A 25489-nucleotide genomic window follows, 5' to 3' on the forward strand; every position below is an offset into this window, starting at 1 on the left:
AGTGACATCAAGAAAATGTTTCCAAGAACAATACACGCAGTTACAATTCAAGGTTTTCTAATAAAGCTAACTTTATTTGTATTTGGGCTACAATTAAATAAATCCATTAACTAGCAACTTGAATTAATTAAAACAATACCAACTCCAGACCAAATGGCATAAGCAATTCCTATAGGGATGGTTCTAATTGCAAAACTCAAAAAGTAAAATGCGCCACAATATCCCAAAATTGTTATGATACTTGGAATTGATTTAGTGAATTCTTCCGATTTTTTTAAGGCAGAAGTAGCAATGATTTCGAAGATAATAGCAATGAATAAAAATAAAAAATTTTTCATGGTTTTGTTTTTTGCAAAGTTAGCGAATGTGTCGCAGTGAGTTGCGAAATCTCAAAAGTAAGTTGATAGAGAAAAAAACAAAATAAAAAACAAAACCCGACAGGTTTTTAAACCTGTCGGGTTTGATATAGACAATCGAAGAAAATCTAAAATCAGAAATCTTCAATCTAAAATTTACTAATATCTGTAATATTCCGGTTTAAATGGACCTTGAACTTCAACACCAATATAAGCAGCCTGGTCGTCACGTAAAACTTCCAATTCTACTCCTAATTTAGCTAAGTGTAAAGCAGCCACTTTTTCATCCAAATGTTTTGGTAACATATAAACGTCATTTTTGTAAGCTGCACTATTGTTCCATAATTCGATTTGAGCCAAAGTTTGGTTGGTAAATGAGTTACTCATTACAAAACTTGGGTGACCTGTAGCACAACCAAGGTTTACTAAACGACCTTCAGCCAAAATGATGATGTCATTTCCGTTGATAGTATATTTGTCAACTTGTGGTTTGATTTCGATTTTAGAAGCACCGTGGTTTTTGTTTAACCAGGCCATATCAATTTCGTTGTCGAAATGTCCGATGTTACAAACAACAGTTTTGTCTTTCATTTGCTCGAAGTGCTCTCCAAGAACGATATCTTTGTTTCCGGTAGTTGTAATGATGATATCAGCATTAGCAATTACAGTGTTTAATTTTTTAACTTCATAACCGTCCATTGCAGCTTGTAAAGCACAAATTGGGTCGATTTCAGTAACGGTTACAATAGATCCTGCACCTCTGAAAGAAGCTGCAGTTCCTTTTCCAACATCACCGTATCCACAAACTATTACTCTTTTTCCAGCCAACATTAAGTCAGTTGCACGACGTACAGCATCTACAGCAGATTCTTTACAACCGTATTTGTTATCAAATTTAGATTTAGTAACAGAGTCGTTAATGTTGATTGCAGGCATTGGTAACGTTCCGGCTTTTACTCTTTCGTACAATCTGTGAACACCAGTTGTAGTTTCTTCAGACAATCCTTTGATTCCAGGAACTAATTCCGGGAAACGATCAATAACCATGTTAGTTAAATCTCCACCATCATCCAAAATCATGTTCAATGGTTTTCTGTCTTCACCAAAGAATAAAGTTTGCTCAATACACCAGTCAAATGATTCTTCGTCAAGACCTTTCCATGCATAAACTGAAATTCCGGCAGCAGCAATGGCAGCAGCAGCCTGATCCTGAGTAGAGAAAATGTTACAAGAAGACCAGGTAACTTCAGCACCAAGAGCAATTAAAGTTTCGATTAAAACTGCAGTTTGGATAGTCATGTGCAGACATCCTGCAATACGAGCACCTTTTAATGGTTGTTCGTCTTTATATTCAGCACGAAGTGCCATTAAACCTGGCATTTCAGCCTCAGCCAGTTCAATTTCTTTTCTTCCCCAGGCAGCCAGAGAAATGTCTTTTACTTTGAAAGCCACATAAGGCGTAGTCGTTGTACTCATTTATAGTATATTTGTAATTGTAAAATTTTTGCAAATTTAAGGAATAGCTTTTTATTTTTACTACTTTAAGTAAGATTTGTGAAATCTTTAATTTGTTAATCTTTAGAATGTTAGTTTAAGAATCGTTTTAAACCATATAAGTGATATAAGTTCATTTAAAAAAGATTCTTAAACGATTACCTTTGTTGCGAATTGCTTATATTTACTTAGTACATTTTTTAAGCCATACTAAGTAATGTAAGTTTATTTAAAAGAATCCTTAACTATTATCTTTGCTGCGATTGCTTATATTTACGAATGTATTCTTTTAACCAACAGTTATATTTTCTTAAATGGCTTATATGGTTTAAAATTTACCACCCAATAATTCATAATTTAAAAAAATGCCTTTATTTCAGACCATACAATTCAATGAAACCACTAAAATCTTAATTTGGGAAATAACGGAATCTTTTGACGAACTAAGAAGCAAAGTGGTCTTAAAAGAGAAAACGCAGAAGAGACTTGATGGTATGAAATCCGAAATGCATCAGCGTGCTTTTTTGAGCGTTCGCATGCTGATTCAGGAAATGGGTTTTACAGATAAGGATTTGCATTATGACGAATTTGGGAAACCTTATTTCGATTGCCATAATTATATTTCGATTACGCATTCGTATCATTTTGCGGCAATAATCATAAGTCATGAAACCGTTGGAATTGATATGGAATTGCAACGTCATAAAATTCAGAGGATTGCAGATAAATTTACGGATTATGAATGCAAGTACCTACAGCTTGATTTTTCAGAAGAATATATAAAAAAATTAACAGTAATTTGGGGAGCCAAAGAAGCAATCTTTAAAATCAGAAACGAAAAGGGAATCAGTTTTAAAGATCATATTTTGGTTGAGAATTTTTCCTTAGAAGAATTTCAAACTCAGGCGAGTCTTCATTTTGATAATCTTGTTAAAGATTTTGATATACATTATAAAGAAATACAATCGCAGAATTCTGAAGATAGATTTACTTTGGTTTATGCTTTTGAAAAGTGAAAATTCAATATAAAAATTACAAATTCCAATCTTAGCAGATTTAGGAATAAACACAATTTTGTCATTTCGACGTAAGGAGAAATCACATGCGGGATTCGACAAAGATTGGAGCCATACTTTATGGAGCTTCTAGTGTGATTTCTCCTTACGTCGAAATGACACATTATCTGTTAATTACTTTAAAGCATTAAATCTCACTTCCCTTTTGTCTATGCTGAAACATACTCATATACAAAAAAGTACTCATTTTTCGGGCACGTCTTTTCAGTATATCGGCATTTTCGCCTTCAAAATATTCATCAATGGTCTGAAACCAATAGTTTAACCAGATCCCGAATTCATTTGAGGTAATTTTGCCTCCAAAATGAGTGTCAACTTCATTGTGAACAGCAAGCGGATTCCCGTTATATTTTTTTACGCCAAATAAATTCATCTCCCAAAAATCAGTCAGTTTTTCGAGATGTGCATCCCAGTCTGAAATCATTTCATTAAAATAAAAGCCAATTTCCTCATCGGCTCTTATTTTAGCATAAAAGGAATGAACCAGAACTTCGATATCAGTTCTGTTTACTATTTGTTTTCTCATAGTACAAAACTATTCAAAAAGATAAATAAAATACTTAGAAAAGTACTTGCAAGAATAAAATTAAAAATAACTTTATGTTTCATTTGAGCCAAAATAGAGGTGTTTGCAAAAACACAAGCCAAAACAATAACGGCCAGCTGAATCATTTGTAGGATTGAGGTTCCGTTTGCAAGTACATACATTGCTGCAGCACCGCCCAAACAGCTTTGTGCAATTACTGCCATTGCAGCTGAACCCATATAATTTTTATTGAAAATGTTGAATGTTGTTTGATATAGTGTCATGATTTTGAGTTTTTTATATCAACAAAGTTACATGCACAACACTACTGTATTTTATGATTTAAATCATAAAACCAGAACTTTTTTATCGGTATACTTTTCGGTTTATAATCTTCAATTCGCCTTTTTTTTCCAGCGCTTTTATAGTTCTAATCACGGTTTCGACACGCAAGCCGGTTAAATCTCCAATCTGTTGTCTGGTAAAATTGATTAGATAACCATTTATGTCTTTCTTAAAATTAAAATAAGCGATTCCGTGATCGATTAACTTCAAAACTCTGTGTTCCGGTTCGTGTGTAGAGATTTCGGCAGCCATAACCGATTTATAATACAGACGCTGTGCCAGGTTTTCGATTATTTTAATGCTGATTTTTGAGTTCTCTTCCAGCAGTTTCATAAAATTATTTTTAGAAAGAACAAAAATTTCTGAATCTTCAACCGCTATTGCGTTGGCTGGATAGTTTTTGTTTAAGAATAAAGGCGGTTCTCCAAAAGATTGATTTTTATAAAATATTCCCTGAATAAATTCTCTTCCATCATCATTATAGTTGCTCATTTTTACTTCACCGGAAAGAATTTGAAAGTAGTTTGAAGGAAAAATCCCTTCCTCAAAAATAATTTCATTTTTGGAGAAAGACTTCTTAACAGCATCATATTTTTCTAATAATTCAGGAGCAATCATAGGCTTGTTTCTTTGGTTGTTAAAAGCAGTTAGACAAATATAATTCATTCAAAATAGTTCTTCTGCTTTAAAAAAACTTTTACTTTTACGTCCGTTATGGAGCAGAAAGTACTTAATATACACCAGCAGATTTTAGAAGCAAAAAAAGAGAACCGAAAGTTATTGGCCATACTTTTAGATCCTGATAAAATCGAATGGGAAAGTTTAGATCATTTATTACTAAAAATAAATAAATCTCCGGCAACACATATTTTTGTGGGAGGAAGCATTGTACAGGCTATAATTTTAGAAGATTTAATTGCACAGCTAAAACAAAAAACAAATTTGCCCGTTGTGATATTTCCGGGAGATCCTTCGCAGATATCACCACAGGCTGATGCTATTTTGTTTTTGTCATTGTTATCAGGACGGAATCCGGATTATTTAATAGAATATCAGGTTCAGGCAGCACCAATTCTTAAAAAAACGAATCTCGAAGTGATTTCGACGGGATATATTTTGATAGAAAGCGGTAATGAAACTGCCGTTGCGCGTGTCAGTAAAACAAAACCGCTTAATCGCGAAAATTTTGATTTGGTTCTGGCTACTGCTCAGGCGGGAGAAATGTTGGGAAATAAATTAATGTATTTAGAGGCAGGAAGCGGAGCCAAAAATGCAGTGCCGTTGAAAATGATTCGGTTAATTGCTCAAAATATTGATATTCCTGTAATTGTTGGAGGAGGAATTACAGATTTACAAGGAATTCAAAACGCTTATAATGCAGGTGCCGATTTAGTGGTAATCGGGACCGCTTTTGAAAACAACAGCCATTTTTTTGAACCAAAATAAACAAACAATAAAATGATAGATTTTTTTCTGAACAGTTATAAAAATACTCCTTTATGGCATATCGCTTTAGAATTTTTGGTTTTTGTTTGCGGGATATTGAGTGTCTGGTTTGCTAAAAAAGAAAATATCTGGGTATATCCAACAGGTTTAATTGCTACAGTAATTTCAGTTTATATTTTGTATATTGCTGGTTATATAGGAGATATGATTATCAATGGGTATTTTTCGGTTATGAGTATTTACGGATGGTATGTTTGGTCGAAAGGGGGAACGGTCGAAGATAATTTGCCCATTACGAGAACAAATTTAAATGAAAAAATAATAGGAATTTTATTGTTTATAATTACTATTTTTGTAGTTTACGGTATTTATAAATATTTCGATTATACAATCAATGCTGACAATTATATTGACATGATTTCATCAGGGATATTTTTTGCCGGAATGTGGTACATGGCGAAGAAAAAAATCGAGAACTGGACACTTTGGATTATAGGTGACATTATTGTTGTGCCGCTATATGCGTATCGTGGCTTAGGAATGTTGGCACTTCAGTATTTAATTTTTACAATATTGGCTATTTCAGCTTATTTAGAATGGAGAAAAATCTTAGACAGCAAAAAACAAGCATTATAAAAATTGCCTTATTTGGTCCTGAAAGTACAGGAAAAACTACATTGGCAAAACAACTGGCAGATTATTATGAAACCGATTGGGTTCCGGAGTTTGCACGTGATTACCTGCAGCGAAAATGGGAACTAAATGAGCAAATTTGCACAGAAGAAGACATGATGCCAATTGCTTATGGCCAAGTAGCATTAGAAAACGAAAAGTTATATGCAGCTCAGCAATACCTGTTTTGCGATACCAATTTAATGGTAACTAAAGTTTTTTCTGAGGTTTATTACGGTTCTTGTAATCCATCTTTAAATGAAGCTGCCTTAGCGCATGAATACGATTTGTTTTTTCTGACAGATATTGATATTCCTTGGGAAAAGGATGATATTCGGGATAATCCTAATAAAAGAGAAACTGTTTTTTCGATTTTTAAACAAACTTTAATCGATAATAAAAAGCCGTTTATTACAATTTCTGGAGATAAGGAAAGCCGTTTAGCAAAAGCTACAGCTATTATTGATAATCTGACTATAGCAAAAAATAAAGGATTTTCATCGGCTGATTTTGTTGAGATTTATAATCACGGAATTCCTTTCGAAAATATATTGAAACAGCTTAAAATCTTTAAAAAAGGAATCTCCAAATGTAACTTAATAAGCCCGGCAACTGTTAATAACGGAATTTTAAGTTTATCAACTGCTGATTTTGAAGAAAAAGCCAATTTTTTTGACATCAATAAAGGTGATTTCAAGATATGTAAATTTATTCCGGCTTCGGGTGCGGCAACCAGAATGTTTAAATTTTTAATTGCTTTTTTGAATTCCTATGATATCGAAAAAGAAACAATTAACTCATATATCAACAGAAAAAAAGACAATGATTTGTCTATTTTTATTGTTGGAATGGATAAGTTTCCTTTTTTTAAAGCGGTATATAAAAAGCTAAAAGAAGTTTATCCTGATTTTGATGCTTTAGACCGTGACCATAAAAATTATTATTTTATAAAAATGTTGCTGTCTCCTGATTTTTTTGATTTTGCAAATAAACCAAAAGCAGTTTTGCCTTTTCATAAATATAAAACTCATATTGCAACCCCAATAGAAGAGCATTTAAATGAATGTGTGCATTATGCCGCTACCAATAAAAGTTCGGATTTGCATTTTACAGTTTCCGAAGTGCATCAGGAATTATTCGAAAAAACAATCGATGAAGTAAAAACAAAAGTCGAGTCTGAGTCGGGAACCCAAATAAATATTAGTTTCTCCTATCAAAATAAACGAACAGATTCGATTGCTGTCGATGTAAAAGATAATGTTTTCAGGAATCAAAAAGGATCCTTTATCTTTAGGCCTGGCGGACACGGAGCTTTGATTGAAAACCTTGATAACATTGATGCTGATATTATTTTTATAAAAAACATAGATAATGTAATTCAAAATAATATTGACAAAACTACTTTGTATAAAAAAGGGTTAGCCGGAATTTTGATAGAAGCGCAGCAAAAGGTTTTTGGTTATTTAAATGCTATAGAAAAGAAACAGGTTAAAGAGGAGGATATTGAAGAAATAGTTAAGTTTTTAATGCAAAAACTTACTATAGAAATGACCGGTGACTTTAATAAATTTACTTTTGAAAATAAAATAAGTAAAATAAAAGAACTTCTGGACAAGCCAATTCGGGTTTGTGGAATGGTTAAAAATGAAGGTGAAGCTGGAGGAGGGCCTTTCTGGACCAGAAATGACAAAGGAGATATTTCACTTCAAATCGTTGAAAGTTCACAGGTTGATTTAACTAATAAAAAGCAAAAGTCTATTCTGGAAAATGCAACCCACTTTAACCCGGTTGATTTGGTTTGCAGTACTAAAAATTATAAAGGAGAAAAATTTGATTTGACAGAGTTTGTAGATCATAACACTGGTTTTATTGTAGAAAAAAGTGCAGAAGGAAAAGTAGTCAAAAACTACGAATTACCGGGATTGTGGAATGGTGGAATGTCAAATTGGCTAACCATTTTCGTTGCGGTTCCTTTAATAACATTTAATCCGGTAAAAACTGTGAATGATTTATTAAAACCGGCGCATCAGCCAAAATAATGGATTCAGAAAAAATCCTGTCAGAATTAAGCTTTAAAGCAGTAAGAAGCAGTGGTGCCGGAGGACAAAACGTAAATAAAGTTTCCTCAAAAGTGGTGCTCACCTTCGATTTAAATACTTCTCAGGCTTTATCTGATGAACAAAAATTATTGTTAGAAACCAATTTGGCATCACGTTTAACTTCTGAAAACATACTGATTTTAAATTGCGATGAAGACAGAAGCCAGCTTAAAAACAAAGAGATTGTCGTAAAACGTTTTTTAGAAATTATCAAAAAAGGATTATTTGTTCCTAAAATTCGTAAAGCAACGAAGATTCCAAAATCGGTGATTAAAAAGCGAATTAAGGATAAGAAGAATATTTCTGAGAGAAAACAATCAAGAAAGAAACCTAATTTGGAGTAGGACTTTTATTTTTAGAGAGTTTGTTTTGTATATTTATTATTTACTACTTGCTTTATCGCACAATAATTAAAGATTTTACCAAATAAATGACCTATATAAAAGTTAGCGAAATTCATGAAATATACTATGAAGTATGTGGAAATCCAGAAGGTGAACCAATATTGTTTGTTCATGGAGGCCCTGGAGCAGGATTTTCTGAAGATGATAAACGTTTTTTTAATTTTGATAAACAAAAAGTAATATTTTTTGACCAAAGAGGTGCGTCAAAAAGTATTCCTTTTGGTTCAGTTATAGAAAATACTACTCAGCATTTAGTAAGTGATATTAATAAACTTCTTGATTATTTAGAAATAGATAAAGTCACTTTGTTTGGGGGGTCTTGGGGTACAACTTTAGGGTTGATATATGCCATTCAAAATCCGGAAAGAATTAATAAATTATTACTTCGAGGAATATTTTTAGGAAATAAAAAATCAATTGAACATTACTTGAATGGAGGAGTAAAAATAGAATTTCCTGAAATATGGAAAAGATTTAGAGATAATGTTCCTAAAGAAAGTAAACAGTCACTCGCCGAATATTACTTAGAAAAAATGATAAATGGTTCCAAAGATGAAAAAGAGTATTTTTCTTACGAGTGGGCTTTTTATGAAATATCTATTTTTAAAAACAACATATCTGAAGAAGAGGTTGAAGAAATTCTAAATCAGATTCCTTATCAGACTCTTTCTGTATTGGAAGCTCATTATCTAAGTAATGACTGCTTTATTGAAGAAAATTATATTATAAAAAATTTAAAAAAAATTGATCACATCCCGATTAAAATAATTCACGGAAAACAAGATGCAATTTGTCCTTTAAAATTTGCAATCGAATTAAATTCTAAACTAACAAATAGTGAACTTTTTATATTAGATGGTGGACATTCGGATTCTGAACCCGAAATTGAAAGAAAAATAATAGAAATGATAAATAAAAAAGATTGGTAATGTATGTTTACAATTCTAGAAGAAAAATAAAAAATGTCAAGCCAAATTGAGAATCTATTTTTTGAAATTGATTTTTGCTATTGACCTTTGATTTTTGCAATTTTAAACACTACTTTTGCACTGTCTCAAAGGGGTGCTCTAAATAACGAGCTGAGATCATACCCAAAGAACCTGAGCGAGTAATGTTGCTAAGGGAAAAAACGACAAACATTTCAGTGTAAACTATATTTTGTCGGGAACACATTTATTAATTTAACCAAAAGAATAATTCCCCCTTTTATTCGTAATTCTTTACGGATGAAAACTTTTTTAAAAAGTACTGAGGTACTAAGTTACAAAGGTTCTAAGTTGAACCAAAAGTCTATTTTCTTTATTCTATTCTCTTTATTCTATTCTCTATTCTCTACTGCACAAGAGCAGGATTCGACCAAAGTTAATCAACTCGATAATGTATTGGTTTCAGCAGTTCGTGTTACTGTAAAAACGCCTGTTAGTTTCAGTAATATGGATAAAAAGGAAATCAAATACAGAAATTTAGGTCAGGATATTCCAATTTTAATGAATTATCTGCCATCAGTCGTAACTACTTCTGATGCCGGAAACGGAATGGGTTACACAGGAATTCGCGTGCGAGGAAGCGATGCTACAAGGGTAAATGTTACCATAAACGGAATTCCGTATAACGATGCAGAAAGTCAGGGGACTTTTTGGGTAAACATGCCTGATTTTGCTTCTTCCGTAGAAAGTCTGCAGTTACAGCGTGGTGTAGGAACATCAACTAACGGTTCTGGTGCTTTTGGAGCCAGTTTAAACATGCTGACAGATAATTACGCCACAAAAGCAAGTGGTGAAATTTCAAGTTCTTACGGAAGTTTTAATTCAAACAAAAATACCGTAAAATTCAGTACAGGTCTGTTAAACGACCATTTCGAACTTGCAGGACGTTTGTCTACAATAAAATCTGATGGTTATGTAGATCGCGGAAGTTCTGATTTAAAATCGTATTTTTTACAAGGAACTTATGTTGGCGGAACGACTTTGATTAAAGCATTAGTTTTTGGCGGAACTCAAAAAACATATCAATCCTGGAATGGAATTGATGCTGAAACTCTTATTTCTGATCGTAGGTATAATTCTTCCGGAAAATATAAAGATGCACAGGGAAATATTCATTTTTATGACAATGAAACCGATAACTACAATCAGGATCATTATCAGTTGCACTGGAGCGAATCGATCTCAGATAAATGGAGTACAAATCTTGCCTTTCATTATACGAAAGGACTTGGTTACTATGAAAATTACAAATACAACGAGCCTGTTGCAGGTTACGAAGGAATTCAGCCTACAAAAATGGTCGAAGATGATAATGGCGATTTAGTTCCCGGTACGGATTTAATTCGCCAAAAATGGCTGGATAATGACTTTTACGGAACTACTTTTTCTGTAAATTATACAACAGAAAAGCTGAATGCTATCCTTGGCGGAGGCTGGAATAAATATGAAGGAGACCATTTCGGAAAAGTAATCTGGGCAAGATATTCTGACCAGACAGAATTAGGTGATCATTATTATGATGATTTTTCAACAAAAACGGACGGTAATATTTTTGTAAAAGCTAATTATCAAATATTTGATAAATTAAGTTTTTACGGAGATTTGCAATACAGAAATGTAAGATATAAAGCCAACAGTTGGGAGACAGGTCTTGTAGATGATACTTTTAATTTCTTTAATCCAAAAGCGGGTTTAAATTTTGAAATCGATCAAAAAAATACGCTGTATTTTTCATACGCCCGTGCGAACCGTGAGCCAAACAGAACCGATTATGAAGGCGGAAACGTAAAGCCTGAAAAATTAAATGATTTTGAATTAGGCTGGAGATTTAATTCAGAGAAATTTCAATTGAATTCCAACTTTTATTATATGGGTTATAAAGATCAGTTGATTTTAACCGGAACATTAGATGATGTCGGAAATCCAATTCGCTCAAATACTGATAAAAGTTATCGTTTAGGTCTTGAAGTTGATGCGACTATAAAACTTTCGGATAAATTCATTATTAGGCCAAACTTTACCTTAAGCAGTAATAAAAATGTCGATTTGGATGTTGAAGGCCAAAACTACGGCACAACTGATATTGCCTATTCTCCGTCTGTTATTGCAGGCAACATAATCGTATTTAGCCCAATTCAGGATTTGCATATTTCGTTATTGCAAAAATATGTTGGAGAACAATACATGAATAATATCGAATTGCCATCTGCAAAGCTGGCAGATTATTTTGTAAACGATTTAAATGTTTCTTTTGAAGTTAAACCAAAATCTGTTTTTAAATCAATTATGATAATAGGCTTGGTAAATAATATTTTAGATAAAAAATATGTTTCAAACGGATACATGTGGGATATTTATCCATATTATTATCCGCAGGCAGGAACCAATTTCTTAGTTGGATTAACTTTGAAATTCTAGATATTCTAATTAAAAAAACAAAAGCCTGAAAGTTTTAGATTTTCAGGCTTTTGTTTTTTAATTGTAAACATTAATCAAATTTCCGTTTGCTTCAACCCTGTACTGTTTCATTGGGTATTCTTCATTTTTATAACCAAGGCCGGTAAATAAACTGTAAGAGCTTTTGTCACAGGAGCACACTGCATTAATTCCGTCAATTTTCATCGCTGTGCAGGAGTTTAATGTCTGATTTGGACAGGCAGCATCAAAAGCGGTATATGTTCCCGGACCTGTCATCATTACGATTACTCCTTTTGCACCATGATCTGCTACAAAAACCGGAGTACTCGGATACATAAGATTATTGTACGCAGGAAGGTTTACGTTTAGCTGCAAACTAATACGGTAATTAGGTATGTAGGGATTGTTATTGCTTCTGTTATTATCGCTACACGAGAAAAGTAAAGGAACAAACAGTATAAAAAGCCAGAGTTTTTTCATTGTTTTAAGCATAATTAGTGAAACAAAAATAATTTATTTGCTTGTGAATTCTATATGATTAACATATAATTATGTACTATTAAAAATAATACTATATTTGTAATAAGAAAAATCCCGTCCCGATGGGATTTTTTGTATTTATATAAACGATGAAGTTATGAGTAAAGTATCTTATTATACAGCAGACGGGTTAAAAAAATTAAAAGAGGAGTTGGAGCACTTAAAAAGTGTAATGCGTCCAAAGGCATCTGCGGATATAGCTGAAGCAAGAGATAAGGGTGATTTATCTGAAAATGCCGAATATGATGCTGCAAAAGAAGCACAGGGTTTATTAGAAATGAGAATTTCTAAATTAGAAGAAGTATATTCTAATGCCAGATTAATTGACGAATCACAATTAGATGTTTCAAAAGCATTGGTATTATCTAACGTTAAAATCAAAAATCAAAGCAACGGAATGGAAATGAAATACACGCTTGTTGCTGAAAGTGAAGCTGATCTTAAAACAGGAAAAATTTCGGTAACTTCTCCTATCGGAAAAGGCTTGCTTGGAAAATCTGTTGGCGAAGTAGCAGAGATTACAGTTCCAAATGGTGTTTTGAAATTCGAAATTTTAGAAATTTCCAGAGACTAATTTTTTTAAAGTTTAACCGTTTAATCGTTCAGTCGGTTAAATGATTTACCAAATAAACGAATAAACAATGTCAATATTCACAAAAATAGTAAACGGAGAAATTCCAGCTTATAAAATTGCCGAAGACGATAATTTTCTGGCTTTTTTAGATGTAAATCCAAATGCTAAAGGACATACACTTTGTATTCCGAAGCAGGAAATCGATAAAATTTTTGATATTGATGATGAGTTGTATTTGGGATTGATGAAATTCTCCAAGAAAATTGCAATTGCTTTAGAGAAAACTGTTTCCTGCAAAAGAGTTGGAATGGCTGTTGTGGGCTTAGAAGTTCCTCACGCACACGTACATCTGATTCCGTTAAATGAAATGGATGAAATGCGTTTTCTTAATAAAGTGTCACTTTCCAAAGAAGAATTTGAAGCTTTGGCGAAAAGTATTGAGGCGAATTTATAATATTCAGAAAGAAATAAATAATGTTGTGAATTGTCAGGTTTAGCGGAGTCGAAATCTTTTTTAATTCAAATCAAAAATAAAAATGTAAAGTGTAGCAAAGAAATTCCTGCTACACTTTTTTATTTAATGAAATCTGAAATGTCGTTCCTTTGCCAATTTCAGAATGTAAAACTTTAATTTTTCCGCTATGATATTCTTCAACGATTCTTTTGGTTAAAGAAAGTCCTAATCCCCAACCACGTTTTTTGGTAGTAAAACCGGGTTCAAAAATAGTTTTGAATTGCTTCTTCAAAATGCCGGTTCCGGAATCTTTGATGTTTATTTTTACATGATGATTGTCCTGCTCAATTTGGAGGTCTAAAGTTCCTTTTCCTTTCATGGCATCAATAGCATTTTTTACCAGATTTTCAATAGTCCAGCTATGAAGTGCCGGATTAATCAGTGCAAAAATAGGTTTGTCCGGAGTTTGATACGAAAAGGCAACCTGTTTTGAGAAACGTAATTGTAAATACTCAAAAGTGCGTAAGGTTTCTGCAACAACATCATGATTTTCCAGAACCGGAACAGAACCTATTTTAGAGAATCGGTCAGTGATTGTCTGCAAACGCTCAACATCTTTTTCAATTTCAGCTGTGATGGTCTGATCAATTTCTTCGGTTTTTAGAATTTCAACCCATCCAATTAAAGAAGAAAGAGGAGTTCCAATCTGATGGGCAGTTTCCTTTGCCATTCCTGCCCAAAGTTTATTTTGGGTCGCTATTTTGGTACTTCTGTAGAAATTGTAAATCAACGCAGCAAACAAAAAAATAATCAGTAACAATGCAATAGGATAATATTTAAGTTTATTCAGTAATGCCGAATTTCCGTAATATAACTGTTGGTGTTTTCCGGGAGCATATTCAAAAATTATAGGCTCATTTTCATTTTTTAATTTATTCAAAAGTTTTTTAAATTTCGCTTTGTCATTAAGGATTTCTTCAGGAACATTTTTAGAATTAATCACTTTATCGTACATCACCAAAATTACCGGAACAGAGGCATTGCTGTTTGTAATCTCCAAAGGCAAATCAAGATCTGTATACTCGTCAGCGTTGATGATTGTTTTTTGAGCATTGGCCAATATATTCATTTTCAAACGTTCTTCGTTTTTGAATATTTGAAAAAAGGTATAGGTATTCCAAAGTATCAGCGAAATGATTGAAAAGGAAATAAAAATAATAATCCAACGGGTTGTATTTCTGCTTTCAGAAAAATGCATAGAATAATTTTTGAGGTATAAATATAACGAAATAAACACATTTAATATTTTGTGAATGTTTAAAGATTTTTGTTTTTAAGCTTAAAAGTATTTCTTTTGGATAAACCATTTCTATACTTTTGTAGTTGCTGAAACAAGTTCGGTTTAAAAGAAAATAAATATGATTAGCATTAATCCAAAAGAGATACCAACGGCAAAATTACAAGGCTATCTGCAAAGTGCCATTGGACCAAGACCAATTGCTTTTGCAAGTACAATCAGCGTAAAAGGAATTCCTAATTTGTCGCCTTTTAGTTTCTTTAATGTGTTTAGTGCCAATCCGCCAATTTTGGTTTTTTCTCCCTCAAGGCGTGTGCGTGATAATACCGTAAAACATACTTTGATTAATGCCGAAGCAACAAAAGAAGTTGTAATTAATGTAGTAAATTACGATCTGGTTCAGCAGACTTCATTGGCAAGTACTGAATATGGAGAAGGTGTAAACGAATTTATTAAAGCAGGTTTAACACAGATTCCTTCAGATTTGGTAAAACCTTATCGCGTAAAAGAATCTCCGGTGCAGTTTGAGTGTAAAGTCACACAGATTATTCCTTTAGGAGAAGAAGGAGGTGCAGGAAATCTGATTCTTTGCGAGGTGGTAAAAATACATATACACGAATCTATTCTGGATGAAAACGGAGCAATCGATCAGCATAAAATTGATTTGGTTTCAAGATTAGGAAGTAACTGGTATTCAAGATCGAATCAGGGACTTTTTGAAGTAGAAAAACCACTGACAACTTTAGGAGTTGGAGTAGATGCAATTCCAAATTTTATCAAAGAAAGCCCTGTTTTTGACGGGAACGATTTGGGGAAACTAGGAAATATAGAAGCCTTGCCTACAACAGAAGAAGTTAGTATATTTGTGAAAGAAAATTTTTCGGTAAAAGGAGTTTTAAGCTCTGACGATCAGCAAAAAATACATTTAGAAGCCAAAAAACACCTTGATGAAGGAGATGTTTTATCAGCCTGGAAAGTGCTTTTGGCAAAGAAATAAGAAAAGAAACAATAATTAATATAGACAGAAGATGGAAGTTACAGGAAAAGTAAAAGTGGTTAATCCGGAACAGCAAGTTAGTGCCTCATTCAAAAAAAGAGAATTAGTTGTTACTACAGATGAGCAGTATCCGCAACATATTTTAATCGAATTTACACAAGATAAATGCGATTTATTAAGTAGCTACAAACAAGGTGAGGCTGTAAAAGTTTCTATCAATTTAAGAGGAAGAGAATGGGTTAATCCACAAGGAGAAACCAGATATTTTAATAGTATTCAGGGATGGAGAATCGAAAGATTAGCTCCTGAAGGTCCTGCACAGACACCACCTATGCCTGCAGCAGAAGCTTTTGCTCCGGCAACTAATTTAAACGAAGACGAACCGGACGATTTGCCTTTCTAAGAGTTTAAATTACAAAATTTAAAAATTCCAAATTCCAAATCATTACTGTGTATTTGGGATTTGGAATTTTATTTTTGAGTTAGTTTTGTTATTTCGACTGAAGTAAGAAATCGCACAAGTAACTCCACAAAGAAAGATTATGGAAGTTTGAAATTGCCATTGTTATTGAAATTGATTTTTTAAATGTATTACGTATCTAAAGATTTATTTTTTCCTCCTGTAACAGAAGCCGATGAAGAAGGTATTCTGGCTGTTGGCGGTGATTTAAGTTCAGGGCGATTGCAATTGGCTTACAAAAGCGGAATTTTTCCCTGGTTCAATGACGGAGAACCCATTTTGTGGTGGTCACCGGATCCAAGGATGGTTTTGTTTTTAGATGAATTGGTTGTTTCAAAAAGTATGCGTACTATTTTGAAGCGAAATCAGTTTAAAGTTACTTTTAATCAGAACTTTAAAGACGTAATTTCAAATTGCCAAAAAATAAAACGTGATGGACAAAATGGAACCTGGATTTCAAACGAAATGATCGATGCCTATTGCAAATTAAACAAAGAAGGATTTGCAAAATCGGTTGAGGTGTGGCAGGATGATATTTTAGTGGGTGGTTTATACGGAATTGATTTGGGACATGTTTTCTGTGGTGAAAGTATGTTTTCTAAAGTTTCAAATGCTTCAAAAGTGGCTTTTATATCTTTGGTAAAACATTTAAAAGAAGAAAATTATAAATTACTTGATTGTCAGGTTTATAATCCGCATTTGGAGAGTTTAGGCTGCCGCGAAATTGATCGCAACGATTTTATGTCTATTTTAAAAAGTGAATAAAATGAGTGCTGTTTACATAGTAGAAGAAATTTATATTTATCCGATAAAGAGCCTTGCCGGAATTAGCAGCCAAAACGCTTTTGCTGAAGAAATGGGCTTTGAAAACGACCGCCGATGGATGTTAATCGATTCAGATAATCAACATATCACACAGCGTGAATATCCAATAATGAGTCAGTTTTATCCTCAAATCTCCGAAGGAAAAATCACGGTTACTTTTCAGGATCAGAAACATGAATTTTCAATCAGTGAACATTTAGATAGTCAGATTTATACTAAAGTTTGGGATGATAAAAGTTTTGTTTTCGAAGTAAATAAAACAACTTCCAAATGGTTTAGCGATCGTTTAGGATTTGAATGTAAATTGGTGAAAATTATTAAAGCTGGTGATCGCAAGCATGAAAGTTCCAGGTCAAAAGAAACGTATAATGTTAGTTTTGCCGATGCCTATCCCTATTTATTAATCGGAACAAAAAGCTTAGATTTTTTGAATGATAAATTAGAAGAAAAAATTACCATAAGAAGATTTCGTCCCAATATTGTTATCAGCAGCAAAAATCCCCATGAAGAAGATGATTTTAAGCATTTTAAAATTGGAGAAGTTCAGTTTAAAAACGTAAAACCCTGCGGAAGATGTATTATGGTTAACAATGATCCGCAGAGTGGAGTTGTAAAAAAAGAACCTCTGAAAACATTAAGTAAATACAGGAATTTCAACAATTCTGTTTTATTCGGAACCAATATTGTGGGTCTGAATCCGGGAATAATTCAGGTTGGTGATGAAGTTGTTTTTTAGAAATTCAATTTTGTAAAGCTATAATTCAAAGTGTTAAAAAGTACCAATTCGTTTTTTAAGGTTGGTAATTCTAAAATCAATTTTAGTGTTTCATGCGCCATCATCGTACCAATAATTCCGGGTAAAGTACCCAGAACTCCATTTATATTACAATTCGGAACATACTTTGGGTCAGGCATTTCAGGAAATAAATCACGAAGATTTTTACTTCCGTTATGATTAAAAACAGCCAGCTGTCCTTCAAATTTTAAAATGCTTCCATAAACTAAAGGTTTGTTTAAAGCAACACAAGTGTCATTTACCAGATACCGGGTTGTAAAATTATCTGAGCCGTCTACAATAACATCATATTGCTGAATTATCTGCGTTGCATTTTCAATCGTTATTTTTTCAGAAATAGCTTCAGCCTGAATTAAGGGATTTAGTTTCGAAACAATATTTTGGGCTACAATTGCTTTCTGCTGACCAATTTGGCTTTCAGTATATAAAATCTGTCTGTGAAGATTGTGGATTTCGATGGTATCAAAATCCATTATTCCAATAAAACCTACGCCAGCGGTAGCAATATATTGTAAAATAGGGCATCCTAAACCTCCGGCTCCAATAACCAGAACTTTTGCCTTTTTGAGTTTTTCCTGGCCTTCGTCGCCAATTTCCGGTAAGATAGTTTGTCTGCTGTAACGTAAAAATTCTTTTATAATGCTCATTAATTGTAAGTCTTAAAGTTTTTAAAGTCGAAAGTTGAAAGTCAAAAGTTGAAAGTCAAAAAACTAATTATCTAAAGTAATAGACTTTATGACTTTCGACTTTCCAACTTTATGACTAAAACTCCTGTCCCAGTCTTTTAAAACGGGTTCGTAGCCTGATTTTTTTATAATTTGTTTAATTTCTTCTGCAGAACGTTCATCGCTGATTTCGAATTGTTCCAGAGATTGCGGATCAACGACATAGCCGCCCGGATTTGTTTTAGAACCTGCACTCATACTTGTAACACCAATCGGAATAATATGATTTCGGAATTTTTCGCTTTCACGGGTCGAAATCGAGATTTCCAGATCTTCATTCCATAGCCGATAAGCGCAAATTAACTGTGTCAGGTCTTTATCATCCATAATAAAATTAGGTTCAATAATACCTTCTGCCGGGCGTAATCTGGGAAAAGAGACTGAATATTTGGTCTGCCAGTATTTCTTTTGAAGATAATCTAAATGTAAGGCATTAAAAAAGCTGTCCGTTCGCCAGTCTTCCAAGCCCAATAAAACGCCCAAACCTATTTTATGAATTCCGGCAGTTCCAATTCGGTCTGGAGTTTCCAGCCTGAAATCAAAATTGGACTTTTTACCCTTGGTATGGTATTTCTTGTACACTTCCTGATGATAGGTTTCCTGATAAACCAAAACAGAATATACGCCGGCTTCGTGCAAACGTTGGTATTCTTCGGTTGAAAGTGGCTGAACTTCAGCAGAAATAATTGAAAATTGTTCTCTAATCAAATCAATTGCATTCAGAAAATAATTAATATTTACGGTGTAATTAGCTTCGCCAGTTACGAGTAAAACATGATCGAAACCGTTTTTTTTCAGTGCTTCAACTTCCAGTTTTATTTCTGAATCCGAAAGTGTTTTTCTTTTGATTTTATTGTCCAGACTAAAACCGCAATAGGTACAGATATTTTGACATTCGTTGCTTAAATACAGCGGTGCATACATTTGAATGGTTTTGCCAAAACGTTTTTTGGTAATTTCATGGCATTCCTGTGCCATCTGCTCTAAATAAGGCTGAGCTGCCGGTGAAATCAAAACCAGAAAGTCATCGAGATTTCTTTTGGTTTTAGCCAAAGAATATTCAACATCTTTTGATGTGGTTTGGTATATTTTTGATTGAATGGAATCCCAATCGTATTGCTGAAAAGTGGATTTGAATGTTTGCATTGTATTGTTTTGTTTCACGCAGATTTTGGCAGATTTAAGCAGATAAAAAATGATTTTCCGTGTTATAATCTACTTAGATTTGTGTTTCATTTTTATATTTATTAGCTATTCTTTTAATATCGTCCAATATGTTTAGAGTATTAAAATTCACTAATAAACCTATCTTTTTATTAGTGAGTTTTAGATATGTCGCAATTTGCTTATAATGAATTGGGGCTAAATCTTCAACAGATTTTAATTCTATTATTATTTTGTCTTCAACCAATAAATCAATTTTAAAAGCAACATCTAATATAAGTTCATCGTAAGGAATTGTAATTGCTATTTGCCTTTCAACTTTTAAATCAAGTTTTGTTAATTCATAATGTAAAGCACTTTCATAAACAGATTCAAATAATCCTGGACCTAGTTTGTTATAAACTTTAAATATAGCCCCTCTTATTTTATATGATATTTCGTTTTCTGTCATCATTCTCTAATTTTTAATTATTTAAAAATAAAGAATTTTCTTTCTTTTATCTTAAGCTGTTTAAGAAAATAAAATCTTTTTTAGATCTGCTTAAATCTGCCAAAATCTGCGTGAAATAATTTTATTCATATAAAAAAGAAGTCAAAGGGCTCGAAGCCACAGCATAATTTTGCTGATTAGCGACTTTGGCTTCAAACGCTTTTCTTCCGGCAATTACCGCTTCCTTAAAAGCTTCAGCCATTAACTTTGGATTTCCTGCAACTGCAATTGCAGTATTTACCAAAACAGCATCGGCGCCAATTTCCATGGCTTTTGCGGCATCAGAGGGAGCACCAATTCCGGCATCAATAATTACAGGAACAGTGCTTTGTTCAATAATAATTTCTAAAAAATCAATTGTTTTTAAGCCTTTATTGCTTCCAATTGGCGAACCCAAAGGCATGACTGCGGTAGTTCCTGCGTTTTCCAGATGTTTGCATAAAACCGGGTCAGCATGGATATACGGCAGAACAAAAAAACCAAGTTTTGCCAATTCTTCAGTAGCTTTTAAAGTTTCAATTGGATCCGGCATCAAATATTTTGGATCCGGATGGATTTCAAGTTTTACCCAATTGGTTTCGAGGGCTTCACGTGCCAATTGCGAAGCAAAAACAGCTTCCTTTGCATTTCTGGCGCCTGATGTGTTGGGCAATAAATTGATGTTGGGATGCTGTAAATGTGATAAAATTGCATCTGTATCGGTTTCGAGATCAATTCGTTTTAAGGCGACTGTTACCAATTCGCTTTCCGAGGCTAGAATAGCTTCTTCCATTTGCAGATTAGAACCAAATTTGCCCGTTCCCAAAAATAAGCGGGAATTAAAGGTTTTATCTCCTATATTAAATAATGACGTTTGCATATAATTTGTCGTTAAGTTGTTGAACCAGTTGTTCTTTTTGAAGGCTTTTTGTAATCATTCCGGAAACGGCAATGCCATGAATACCTGTTTTTATCAGGCTTTCTATGTTTTCTAAAGTGATTCCGCCAATGGCATAGACAGGTGTTGTGATGTTTTCTGTTTTCATTTTATTCAGTATAGAAACATAACCTTCAGTACCTAAAATCGGACTTAATTTTTCTTTGGTTTCAGTAAATTGAAAAGGCCCCAAACCAATATAATCACAGCCGTTTTTGGATTGATTAAGAACATCTTCAAAAGTATTTGCGGTTGCGCCAATAATTTTTGTATCTCCTAAAATAGCTCTGGCTTCAGAGATACTCATATCTGTTAAACCTAAATGAACGCCATCTGCAGCAATTTTCTGAGCGAGTAAAACATCATCGTTTACAATGAAATTTGCCAGGTATTCTTCGCATAAAATTTTGACAGCTTCGGCCAAAACAAATCTTTTCTCAGGAGTTTGATTTTTAAATCGCATTTGTATCCAGTCACAACCAGCATCCAGAGCCTGATGGATATTGTATAATTGCTTTTCGACAGTATCGCCTTGTGAAATATATTGTAATTTGTTAAACATAATGATGTCCAATTAGTGATGATGTGGAGTTTAAATACTTTTCGATATACAATTTAGCTTCTAAACAAGCGGTTTTTAAGTCATAACCCAAAGCTAAATTTGCCGCAATGGCTGAAGACAATACACAACCTGATCCATGTTTGGGGCGGAAATTGATATTTGTGGGTAAAAGTTCTATAAGATTGCTTTTTAGAAATAAATAATCAGTACCCAAAGCGGTATGATTATGACCGCCTTTTAATAAAATAGCGGTTGGGAGTTCATTTTTAACCCAAAGTTTTTCAGAAATAAAATTGGGATAAAGCTGTAGTATTTCCTCATAATTGGGTGTTATTAAGTCAATTTTGGATAATGTTTTTTGTAAATCTGCTTGATTTTCAATTGTTAAAAATTGAAACTCTGTCGAAGATTTTAATACAGTGTCCCACACAATAATGGTGTTTGGATTTAATTTTTTAATTAAGGAAACTATTTCATTCAAGTAGAAAAAAGAAGGGACAATACCAATTTTAACCGATTTTACAGAATAGTTTTTGAATAACTTTTTGATGGATCGTAACACAAAATCAAGCGATGTCCATTCGATTTCGTAGAATTTACAATCGGTTTGAATTGTATTTGCAGTACTTATAGCTAATCCTTGTACCTGATGCTGTTCAAAAGTTTTCGTATCGGCTAAAATTCCGGCTCCTCCCGAAGGATCTAAACCTGCTATGCTGAGAGCGAAAGGACGATTTTTTGACATAGTTTAAAATTTTTAATTGGATTGGGACTATTCCAGATTGTACCTAAAAGTGCAACATCATCAAAACCATTTTCAAGTATTTTTTGAATGTTTTCAGAGTCGATTCCACCTAAAGCGATAGCCTTTGTTGTATAATTTGTTTTTAATTTTAAAGCTTCAAAAAGATTTTTTTTTGGATTATAATTCTCTTTCGAAATACTTTTAAAAACAGGACTCAAAAAAGCATAATTAAAATCATTTTCTAAAGAATTAAAATCTTCAATAGAATGCGTTGATGTTGAAAAATACCTGCAAGGTTTTGAAAACCTTGCAGGAAAAATGAGATTGGATTTCCTGTCTTTTTTTGAAAAATGGATTCTGTTGATTCCAAAGTCAGCTGCAATTTCATGATGATGGTGCAGCACCAGTTTCTCCCGATATTTATGTTTTATCTGATGAATAAATTTTGCTGTTTCTACTTCTGAAAAATCCGGTTTCCGAACATGAAGCAAAGACAATCCTTCCTCAAATAAAGAATCAATAATGCCTATTTCATCTGCAACAGCCAAAGGATTTGTAATTACAATCATATTCCGTAAAATGTTTTCTGTGAGATGTAAAATGTGAAAATCAAGACTTTTCACATTTTACAAAGAGCATCTCACATTAAATATAAATCTCTTTCCCTTGTTCAATAAACTCTTCTGATTTTTCCTGCATTCCTTTTTCGGCAGCTGCGACATCCCTGATTTCCTGAGATATCTTCATCGAGCAGAATTTTGGTCCGCACATCGAACAGAAATGGGCGACTTTTGCACCATCAGCAGGAAGCGTTTCATCGTGGAATTCTCTTGCTGTATCAGGATCTAACGCCAAATTAAACTGATCTTCCCAGCGGAATTCAAATCGTGCTTTACTCAAGGCGTTGTCTCGATACTGTGCACCTGGATGACCTTTTGCCAGGTCGGCAGCGTGGGCTGAGATTTTATAGGTGATCACACCGTCTTTTACGTCTTTTTTATTCGGTAAACCAAGATGTTCTTTAGGCGTTACATAACACAACATCGCACAGCCGTACCAGCCAATCATCGCAGCGCCAATTGCAGATGTAATATGATCGTAACCCGGTGCAATATCTGTGGTTAATGGGCCTAAAGTATAAAATGGAGCTTCATGACAATGCTCTAATTGTTTGTCCATGTTTTCTTTAATCATGTGCATCGGAACGTGTCCCGGACCTTCAATAAAAACCTGAACATCATGTTTCCATGCAATTTTTGTCAATTCGCCTAAAGTTTCTAATTCGGCGAATTGTGCAGCATCGTTTGCATCTGCAATTGATCCCGGACGCAAACCATCTCCAAGAGAAAAAGCTACGTCATATTGTTTCATGATTTCGCAGATTTCTTCAAAATGCGTGTACAGGAAGTTTTCTTTATGGTGAAATAAACACCATTTTGCCATAATTGATCCGCCTCGGGAAACGATTCCGGTAACACGATTAGCGGTTAAATGAATATAACGCAGTAAAACTCCGGCATGAATTGTAAAATAAGAAACCCCTTGTTCCGCTTGTTCGATTAAGGTATCCCTGAAAACTTCCCAGGTTAAATCTTCTGCGATTCCTTTTACTTTTTCTAAAGCCTGATAAATCGGAACAGTACCAATTGGAACCGGTGAATTACGTATAATCCATTCTCTGGTTTCGTGAATGTTTTTTCCGGTTGACAAATCCATAATCGTGTCAGCTCCCCAGCGGCAAGCCCAGACTGCTTTTTCAACTTCTTCCTCGATACTTGAAGTTACAGCACTGTTTCCGATATTAGCATTAATTTTTACTAAAAAGTTACGGCCCACAATCATGGGTTCACTTTCCGGATGGTTGATATTGTTTGGAATTATGGCTCTTCCGCAGGCAACTTCGCTACGGACAAATTCGGGTGTGATTTTGTTTTTTGGAGTATTTGCACCAAAACTATGTCCGCTGTGCTGACACTGCATGGCTTTGGTTTGTTCGTTTAAAAGTTCGATGCGTTGATTTTCCCGAATCGCAATATATTCCATTTCAGGAGTGATGATTCCTTGTTTAGCGTAGTATAATTGTGTTACGTTCGTGCCTTTTTTTGCACGTTTTGGCTGATGTAAATATTCAAAACGCAGATGGTTTAAACTTTCATCTTTCAATCTGGTTTGTCCGTAATCTGAAGTTATTTCGTTTAAGATTTCAACATCATTTCGTTCTAAAATCCATTGTTCTCTTAAACGTGGCAAACCTCTTCGGATGTTGATTTCGACATCCGGATCAGTATAAGCTCCCGAAGTATCGTAAACGGTTACGGGAGGATTTTTTTCAATTCCGCCATTCGAAAGTTTGGTATCGCTTAAATGGATTTCGCGCATAGCAACTTTTATGGGATGAATTTCGCCATCGATATATACTTTTTTAGAATTTGGAAATGGGGTTCTGGATATTTGTTCTTCCTGATTCATTTTTTTTTAGATTTGAATTACTATTGTTATTTTGATTGAAAATTTAAATTTCTCGCAGCCGGTTTCTGCCAGGGATAGAAGTGTAAAGCCCGTAAAGAAGAAAACCGTAAAAAACAAGAAATAAAAAAGCGACCAGCGGAAGCTTTGTTATGACTGTGTTTTTGTGGTTGACGACTGCGGACTTGTAACGGATAGCCCGTTCGTGCAGCAAAATTATCCTCCCTGAGTGGCAGAGATAATTAGGATTTCGTCAGTTTCGGATACAAAATGCCGGCTCCAGTTTATTTTTGGAACAACGGTATTGTTAATGGCAACGGCGATTCCGTTTTGTTTGTTTGGAATTTCGAGATCGAGCAATGACTGAATACTTAGCGATTCGGCATTGAATTGTTTGATTTGTTGGTTGATTTTTAGTTCCATTCCTTTTAAATTTTAGTTGTAGAGATGCACAGCAGTGTATCTAAAAAACCTTAGGAATGGCTACAATTACGCACAAAAAAATGCGTGAAGAAGTCATCTTACTTTTCCCTACGCTAGTATGAACTAGATCAGGTTCAGAGGGTAAAATCTCAGCCTGCGCAATGCAGACACCCCTAAAGTGTGAAGCAAATGTAATGAAAATTTGTTTGGGAGTTTAAAAAAGTTTCAGGTTT

The 25489-nt window shown here is 33.8% G+C and carries 28 protein-coding genes, 2 pseudogenes and 1 riboswitch; of the genes and pseudogenes, 14 read left to right on the top strand and 16 right to left on the bottom strand.

All coding sequences use genetic code 11. The features are described from left to right. Positions 1-114 (top strand): annotated as a pseudogene (locus tag FLV_RS20055) (IS982 family transposase); the annotation flags it as partial. 5 nt (positions 115-119) lie between these two features. Here FLV_RS20055 and FLV_RS18330 read toward each other — a convergent pair. Together FLV_RS18330 and ahcY are read right to left on the bottom strand one after the other, a co-directional pair. Beyond that, positions 120-338: pseudogene (locus FLV_RS18330) on the bottom strand (DMT family transporter); the annotation flags it as partial. Positions 339-515: 177 nt separating this feature from the next. After that, positions 516-1832 (bottom strand): adenosylhomocysteinase, encoded by a 1317-nt coding sequence (gene ahcY, locus FLV_RS18335; RefSeq protein WP_243236144.1) that lies wholly within the window; start codon positions 1830-1832, stop codon positions 516-518. Positions 1833-2215: 383 nt separating this feature from the next. Between ahcY and FLV_RS18340 the strand changes: the two genes are divergently transcribed. Then, positions 2216-2866, top strand: coding sequence for a 4'-phosphopantetheinyl transferase family protein (locus FLV_RS18340; RefSeq protein WP_243236145.1), 651 nt, complete (start codon positions 2216-2218; stop codon positions 2864-2866). Between the two features lie 187 nt (positions 2867-3053). Here FLV_RS18340 and FLV_RS18345 read toward each other — a convergent pair whose 3' ends face one another. From FLV_RS18345 to FLV_RS18355, 3 genes are all read right to left on the bottom strand, one after another. Next, the gene (locus FLV_RS18345) at positions 3054-3452 is read right to left on the bottom strand and encodes a group III truncated hemoglobin (RefSeq protein WP_243236146.1); all 399 of its coding nucleotides are present in this window, start codon (positions 3450-3452) and stop codon (positions 3054-3056) included. After that, entirely contained in the window at positions 3449-3736 is a 288-nt protein-coding gene (locus FLV_RS18350; protein WP_243236147.1) for a hypothetical protein, read from the bottom strand. Before FLV_RS18350 ends, FLV_RS18345 begins: the two co-directional genes overlap by 4 nt. Before the next feature lie 82 nt (positions 3737-3818). Continuing rightward, complete coding sequence (locus FLV_RS18355) at positions 3819-4415, bottom strand: Crp/Fnr family transcriptional regulator (RefSeq protein ID WP_243236246.1); 597 nt, start codon at positions 4413-4415, stop codon at positions 3819-3821. A gap of 96 nt (positions 4416-4511) precedes the next feature. Here FLV_RS18355 and FLV_RS18360 point away from each other — a divergent pair, with 96 nt between their 5' ends. The 6 genes from FLV_RS18360 to FLV_RS18385 all read left to right on the top strand — a co-directional run bounded on the left by FLV_RS18360 (position 4512) and on the right by FLV_RS18385 (position 11822). Beyond that, the gene (locus tag FLV_RS18360; RefSeq protein ID WP_243236148.1) at positions 4512-5243 is read left to right on the top strand and encodes a geranylgeranylglyceryl/heptaprenylglyceryl phosphate synthase; all 732 of its coding nucleotides are present in this window, start codon (positions 4512-4514) and stop codon (positions 5241-5243) included. Between the two features lie 12 nt (positions 5244-5255). After that, positions 5256-5879 (top strand): nicotinamide riboside transporter PnuC, encoded by a 624-nt coding sequence (gene pnuC, locus FLV_RS18365; protein WP_243236149.1) that lies wholly within the window; start codon positions 5256-5258, stop codon positions 5877-5879. After that, on the top strand, positions 5840-7954 hold the full coding sequence (locus FLV_RS18370; RefSeq protein ID WP_243236150.1) for a DUF4301 family protein: 2115 nt from the start codon (positions 5840-5842) through the stop codon (positions 7952-7954). Before pnuC ends, FLV_RS18370 begins: the two co-directional genes overlap by 40 nt. Beyond that, positions 7954-8358 carry an alternative ribosome rescue aminoacyl-tRNA hydrolase ArfB gene (gene arfB / locus FLV_RS18375; protein WP_243236151.1) on the top strand — a complete coding sequence of 135 codons (405 nt, stop codon included), beginning with the start codon at positions 7954-7956 and terminating at the stop codon, positions 8356-8358. The genes FLV_RS18370 and arfB overlap by 1 nt, the downstream gene beginning before the upstream one ends. Positions 8359-8444: 86 nt before the next feature. Beyond that, entirely contained in the window at positions 8445-9347 is a 903-nt protein-coding gene (gene pip / locus FLV_RS18380) for a prolyl aminopeptidase (protein WP_243236152.1), read from the top strand. Between the two features lie 297 nt (positions 9348-9644). Further along, a complete protein-coding gene (locus FLV_RS18385) occupies positions 9645-11822 on the top strand; it encodes a TonB-dependent receptor (protein WP_243236153.1) in 2178 nt (725 codons plus the stop codon). A 57-nt stretch (positions 11823-11879) separates the two neighbouring features. Here the strand turns inward: FLV_RS18385 and FLV_RS18390 are convergent, their stop codons facing one another. Further along, positions 11880-12302, bottom strand: a complete 423-nt coding sequence (locus FLV_RS18390; RefSeq protein WP_243236154.1) for a hypothetical protein — start codon at positions 12300-12302, stop codon at positions 11880-11882. A gap of 157 nt (positions 12303-12459) precedes the next feature. Between FLV_RS18390 and greA the strand changes: the two genes are divergently transcribed. Both greA and FLV_RS18400 read left to right on the top strand, forming a co-directional pair. Further along, complete coding sequence (gene greA / locus FLV_RS18395) at positions 12460-12936, top strand: transcription elongation factor GreA (protein ID WP_243236155.1); 477 nt, start codon at positions 12460-12462, stop codon at positions 12934-12936. A 67-nt stretch (positions 12937-13003) separates the two neighbouring features. Then, positions 13004-13390 (top strand): HIT family protein, encoded by a 387-nt coding sequence (locus FLV_RS18400; RefSeq protein WP_243236156.1) that lies wholly within the window; start codon positions 13004-13006, stop codon positions 13388-13390. A gap of 109 nt (positions 13391-13499) precedes the next feature. On the opposite strand, the gene FLV_RS18405 is transcribed toward FLV_RS18400, so the two are convergent. After that, the gene (locus FLV_RS18405; RefSeq protein ID WP_243236157.1) at positions 13500-14648 is read right to left on the bottom strand and encodes a sensor histidine kinase; all 1149 of its coding nucleotides are present in this window, start codon (positions 14646-14648) and stop codon (positions 13500-13502) included. Between the two features lie 160 nt (positions 14649-14808). On the opposite strand from FLV_RS18405, the gene FLV_RS18410 reads away from it, so the two are divergent. The 4 genes from FLV_RS18410 (at position 14809) to FLV_RS18425 (ending at position 17705) form a co-directional block, all read left to right on the top strand. Continuing rightward, a complete protein-coding gene (locus FLV_RS18410) occupies positions 14809-15684 on the top strand; it encodes a flavin reductase family protein (RefSeq protein ID WP_243236158.1) in 876 nt (291 codons plus the stop codon). Between the two features lie 31 nt (positions 15685-15715). Next, positions 15716-16087 carry a DUF3127 domain-containing protein gene (locus tag FLV_RS18415; protein ID WP_243236159.1) on the top strand — a complete coding sequence of 124 codons (372 nt, stop codon included), beginning with the start codon at positions 15716-15718 and terminating at the stop codon, positions 16085-16087. Positions 16088-16270: 183 nt separating this feature from the next. Beyond that, positions 16271-16909 (top strand): leucyl/phenylalanyl-tRNA--protein transferase, encoded by a 639-nt coding sequence (gene aat, locus FLV_RS18420; protein WP_243236160.1) that lies wholly within the window; start codon positions 16271-16273, stop codon positions 16907-16909. A gap of 1 nt (position 16910) precedes the next feature. Then, entirely contained in the window at positions 16911-17705 is a 795-nt protein-coding gene (locus tag FLV_RS18425; protein ID WP_243236161.1) for an MOSC domain-containing protein, read from the top strand. Here FLV_RS18425 and FLV_RS18430 read toward each other — a convergent pair. The 9 genes from FLV_RS18430 to thiS all read right to left on the bottom strand — a co-directional run bounded on the left by FLV_RS18430 (position 17702) and on the right by thiS (position 25256). After that, positions 17702-18412 (bottom strand): HesA/MoeB/ThiF family protein, encoded by a 711-nt coding sequence (locus FLV_RS18430; protein ID WP_243236162.1) that lies wholly within the window; start codon positions 18410-18412, stop codon positions 17702-17704. The two genes, FLV_RS18425 and FLV_RS18430, sit on opposite strands and share 4 nt — an antisense overlap. A 63-nt stretch (positions 18413-18475) precedes the next feature. Next, positions 18476-19636, bottom strand: a complete 1161-nt coding sequence (gene thiH, locus FLV_RS18435; protein WP_243236163.1) for a 2-iminoacetate synthase ThiH — start codon at positions 19634-19636, stop codon at positions 18476-18478. 73 nt (positions 19637-19709) lie between these two features. Then, positions 19710-20105, bottom strand: coding sequence for a GxxExxY protein (locus tag FLV_RS18440; protein ID WP_243236247.1), 396 nt, complete (start codon positions 20103-20105; stop codon positions 19710-19712). Positions 20106-20226: 121 nt separating this feature from the next. Then, positions 20227-21003, bottom strand: coding sequence for a thiazole synthase (locus FLV_RS18445; RefSeq protein WP_243236164.1), 777 nt, complete (start codon positions 21001-21003; stop codon positions 20227-20229). Continuing rightward, positions 20984-21622 carry a thiamine phosphate synthase gene (locus FLV_RS18450; protein WP_243236165.1) on the bottom strand — a complete coding sequence of 213 codons (639 nt, stop codon included), beginning with the start codon at positions 21620-21622 and terminating at the stop codon, positions 20984-20986. Before FLV_RS18450 ends, FLV_RS18445 begins: the two co-directional genes overlap by 20 nt. After that, a complete protein-coding gene (locus FLV_RS18455; protein ID WP_243236166.1) occupies positions 21615-22367 on the bottom strand; it encodes a hydroxymethylpyrimidine/phosphomethylpyrimidine kinase in 753 nt (250 codons plus the stop codon). The genes FLV_RS18450 and FLV_RS18455 overlap by 8 nt, the downstream gene beginning before the upstream one ends. After that, positions 22334-22936 (bottom strand): thiamine phosphate synthase, encoded by a 603-nt coding sequence (locus FLV_RS18460; protein WP_243236167.1) that lies wholly within the window; start codon positions 22934-22936, stop codon positions 22334-22336. The genes FLV_RS18455 and FLV_RS18460 overlap by 34 nt, the downstream gene beginning before the upstream one ends. Before the next feature lie 76 nt (positions 22937-23012). Then, complete coding sequence (gene thiC, locus FLV_RS18465; protein WP_243236168.1) at positions 23013-24836, bottom strand: phosphomethylpyrimidine synthase ThiC; 1824 nt, start codon at positions 24834-24836, stop codon at positions 23013-23015. A gap of 213 nt (positions 24837-25049) precedes the next feature. After that, positions 25050-25256 carry a sulfur carrier protein ThiS gene (gene thiS, locus FLV_RS18470; protein WP_243236169.1) on the bottom strand — a complete coding sequence of 69 codons (207 nt, stop codon included), beginning with the start codon at positions 25254-25256 and terminating at the stop codon, positions 25050-25052. 88 nt (positions 25257-25344) lie between these two features. Further along, positions 25345-25441: riboswitch (TPP riboswitch) on the bottom strand. Positions 25442-25489: the final 48 nt, after the last annotated feature.

Origin of the sequence: Flavobacterium pectinovorum, assembly GCF_022802975.1 — a bacterium.
Taxonomy (GTDB): Bacteria; Bacteroidota; Bacteroidia; order Flavobacteriales; family Flavobacteriaceae; genus Flavobacterium; species Flavobacterium pectinovorum_B.

Excerpts from the sequence above, each read along its gene's own strand:
- ahcY (WP_243236144.1), bottom strand. The coding sequence starts at position 1,832 with ATGAGTACAACGACTACGCCTTATGTGGCTTTCAAAGTAAAAGACATT.
- FLV_RS18340 (WP_243236145.1), top strand. The coding sequence starts at position 2,216 with ATGCCTTTATTTCAGACCATACAATTCAATGAAACCACTAAAATCTTA.
- FLV_RS18345 (WP_243236146.1), bottom strand. The coding sequence starts at position 3,452 with ATGAGAAAACAAATAGTAAACAGAACTGATATCGAAGTTCTGGTTCAT.
- FLV_RS18350 (WP_243236147.1), bottom strand. The coding sequence starts at position 3,736 with ATGACACTATATCAAACAACATTCAACATTTTCAATAAAAATTATATG.
- FLV_RS18355 (WP_243236246.1), bottom strand. The coding sequence starts at position 4,415 with ATGATTGCTCCTGAATTATTAGAAAAATATGATGCTGTTAAGAAGTCT.
- FLV_RS18360 (WP_243236148.1), top strand. The coding sequence starts at position 4,512 with ATGGAGCAGAAAGTACTTAATATACACCAGCAGATTTTAGAAGCAAAA.
- pnuC (WP_243236149.1), top strand. The coding sequence starts at position 5,256 with ATGATAGATTTTTTTCTGAACAGTTATAAAAATACTCCTTTATGGCAT.
- FLV_RS18370 (WP_243236150.1), top strand. The coding sequence starts at position 5,840 with ATGGAGAAAAATCTTAGACAGCAAAAAACAAGCATTATAAAAATTGCC.
- arfB (WP_243236151.1), top strand. The coding sequence starts at position 7,954 with ATGGATTCAGAAAAAATCCTGTCAGAATTAAGCTTTAAAGCAGTAAGA.
- pip (WP_243236152.1), top strand. The coding sequence starts at position 8,445 with ATGACCTATATAAAAGTTAGCGAAATTCATGAAATATACTATGAAGTA.
- FLV_RS18385 (WP_243236153.1), top strand. The coding sequence starts at position 9,645 with ATGAAAACTTTTTTAAAAAGTACTGAGGTACTAAGTTACAAAGGTTCT.
- FLV_RS18390 (WP_243236154.1), bottom strand. The coding sequence starts at position 12,302 with ATGAAAAAACTCTGGCTTTTTATACTGTTTGTTCCTTTACTTTTCTCG.
- greA (WP_243236155.1), top strand. The coding sequence starts at position 12,460 with ATGAGTAAAGTATCTTATTATACAGCAGACGGGTTAAAAAAATTAAAA.
- FLV_RS18400 (WP_243236156.1), top strand. The coding sequence starts at position 13,004 with ATGTCAATATTCACAAAAATAGTAAACGGAGAAATTCCAGCTTATAAA.
- FLV_RS18405 (WP_243236157.1), bottom strand. The coding sequence starts at position 14,648 with ATGCATTTTTCTGAAAGCAGAAATACAACCCGTTGGATTATTATTTTT.
- FLV_RS18410 (WP_243236158.1), top strand. The coding sequence starts at position 14,809 with ATGATTAGCATTAATCCAAAAGAGATACCAACGGCAAAATTACAAGGC.
- FLV_RS18415 (WP_243236159.1), top strand. The coding sequence starts at position 15,716 with ATGGAAGTTACAGGAAAAGTAAAAGTGGTTAATCCGGAACAGCAAGTT.
- aat (WP_243236160.1), top strand. The coding sequence starts at position 16,271 with ATGTATTACGTATCTAAAGATTTATTTTTTCCTCCTGTAACAGAAGCC.
- FLV_RS18425 (WP_243236161.1), top strand. The coding sequence starts at position 16,911 with ATGAGTGCTGTTTACATAGTAGAAGAAATTTATATTTATCCGATAAAG.
- FLV_RS18430 (WP_243236162.1), bottom strand. The coding sequence starts at position 18,412 with ATGAGCATTATAAAAGAATTTTTACGTTACAGCAGACAAACTATCTTA.
- thiH (WP_243236163.1), bottom strand. The coding sequence starts at position 19,636 with ATGCAAACATTCAAATCCACTTTTCAGCAATACGATTGGGATTCCATT.
- FLV_RS18440 (WP_243236247.1), bottom strand. The coding sequence starts at position 20,105 with ATGACAGAAAACGAAATATCATATAAAATAAGAGGGGCTATATTTAAA.
- FLV_RS18445 (WP_243236164.1), bottom strand. The coding sequence starts at position 21,003 with ATGCAAACGTCATTATTTAATATAGGAGATAAAACCTTTAATTCCCGC.
- FLV_RS18450 (WP_243236165.1), bottom strand. The coding sequence starts at position 21,622 with ATGTTTAACAAATTACAATATATTTCACAAGGCGATACTGTCGAAAAG.
- FLV_RS18455 (WP_243236166.1), bottom strand. The coding sequence starts at position 22,367 with ATGTCAAAAAATCGTCCTTTCGCTCTCAGCATAGCAGGTTTAGATCCT.
- FLV_RS18460 (WP_243236167.1), bottom strand. The coding sequence starts at position 22,936 with ATGATTGTAATTACAAATCCTTTGGCTGTTGCAGATGAAATAGGCATT.
- thiC (WP_243236168.1), bottom strand. The coding sequence starts at position 24,836 with ATGAATCAGGAAGAACAAATATCCAGAACCCCATTTCCAAATTCTAAA.
- thiS (WP_243236169.1), bottom strand. The coding sequence starts at position 25,256 with ATGGAACTAAAAATCAACCAACAAATCAAACAATTCAATGCCGAATCG.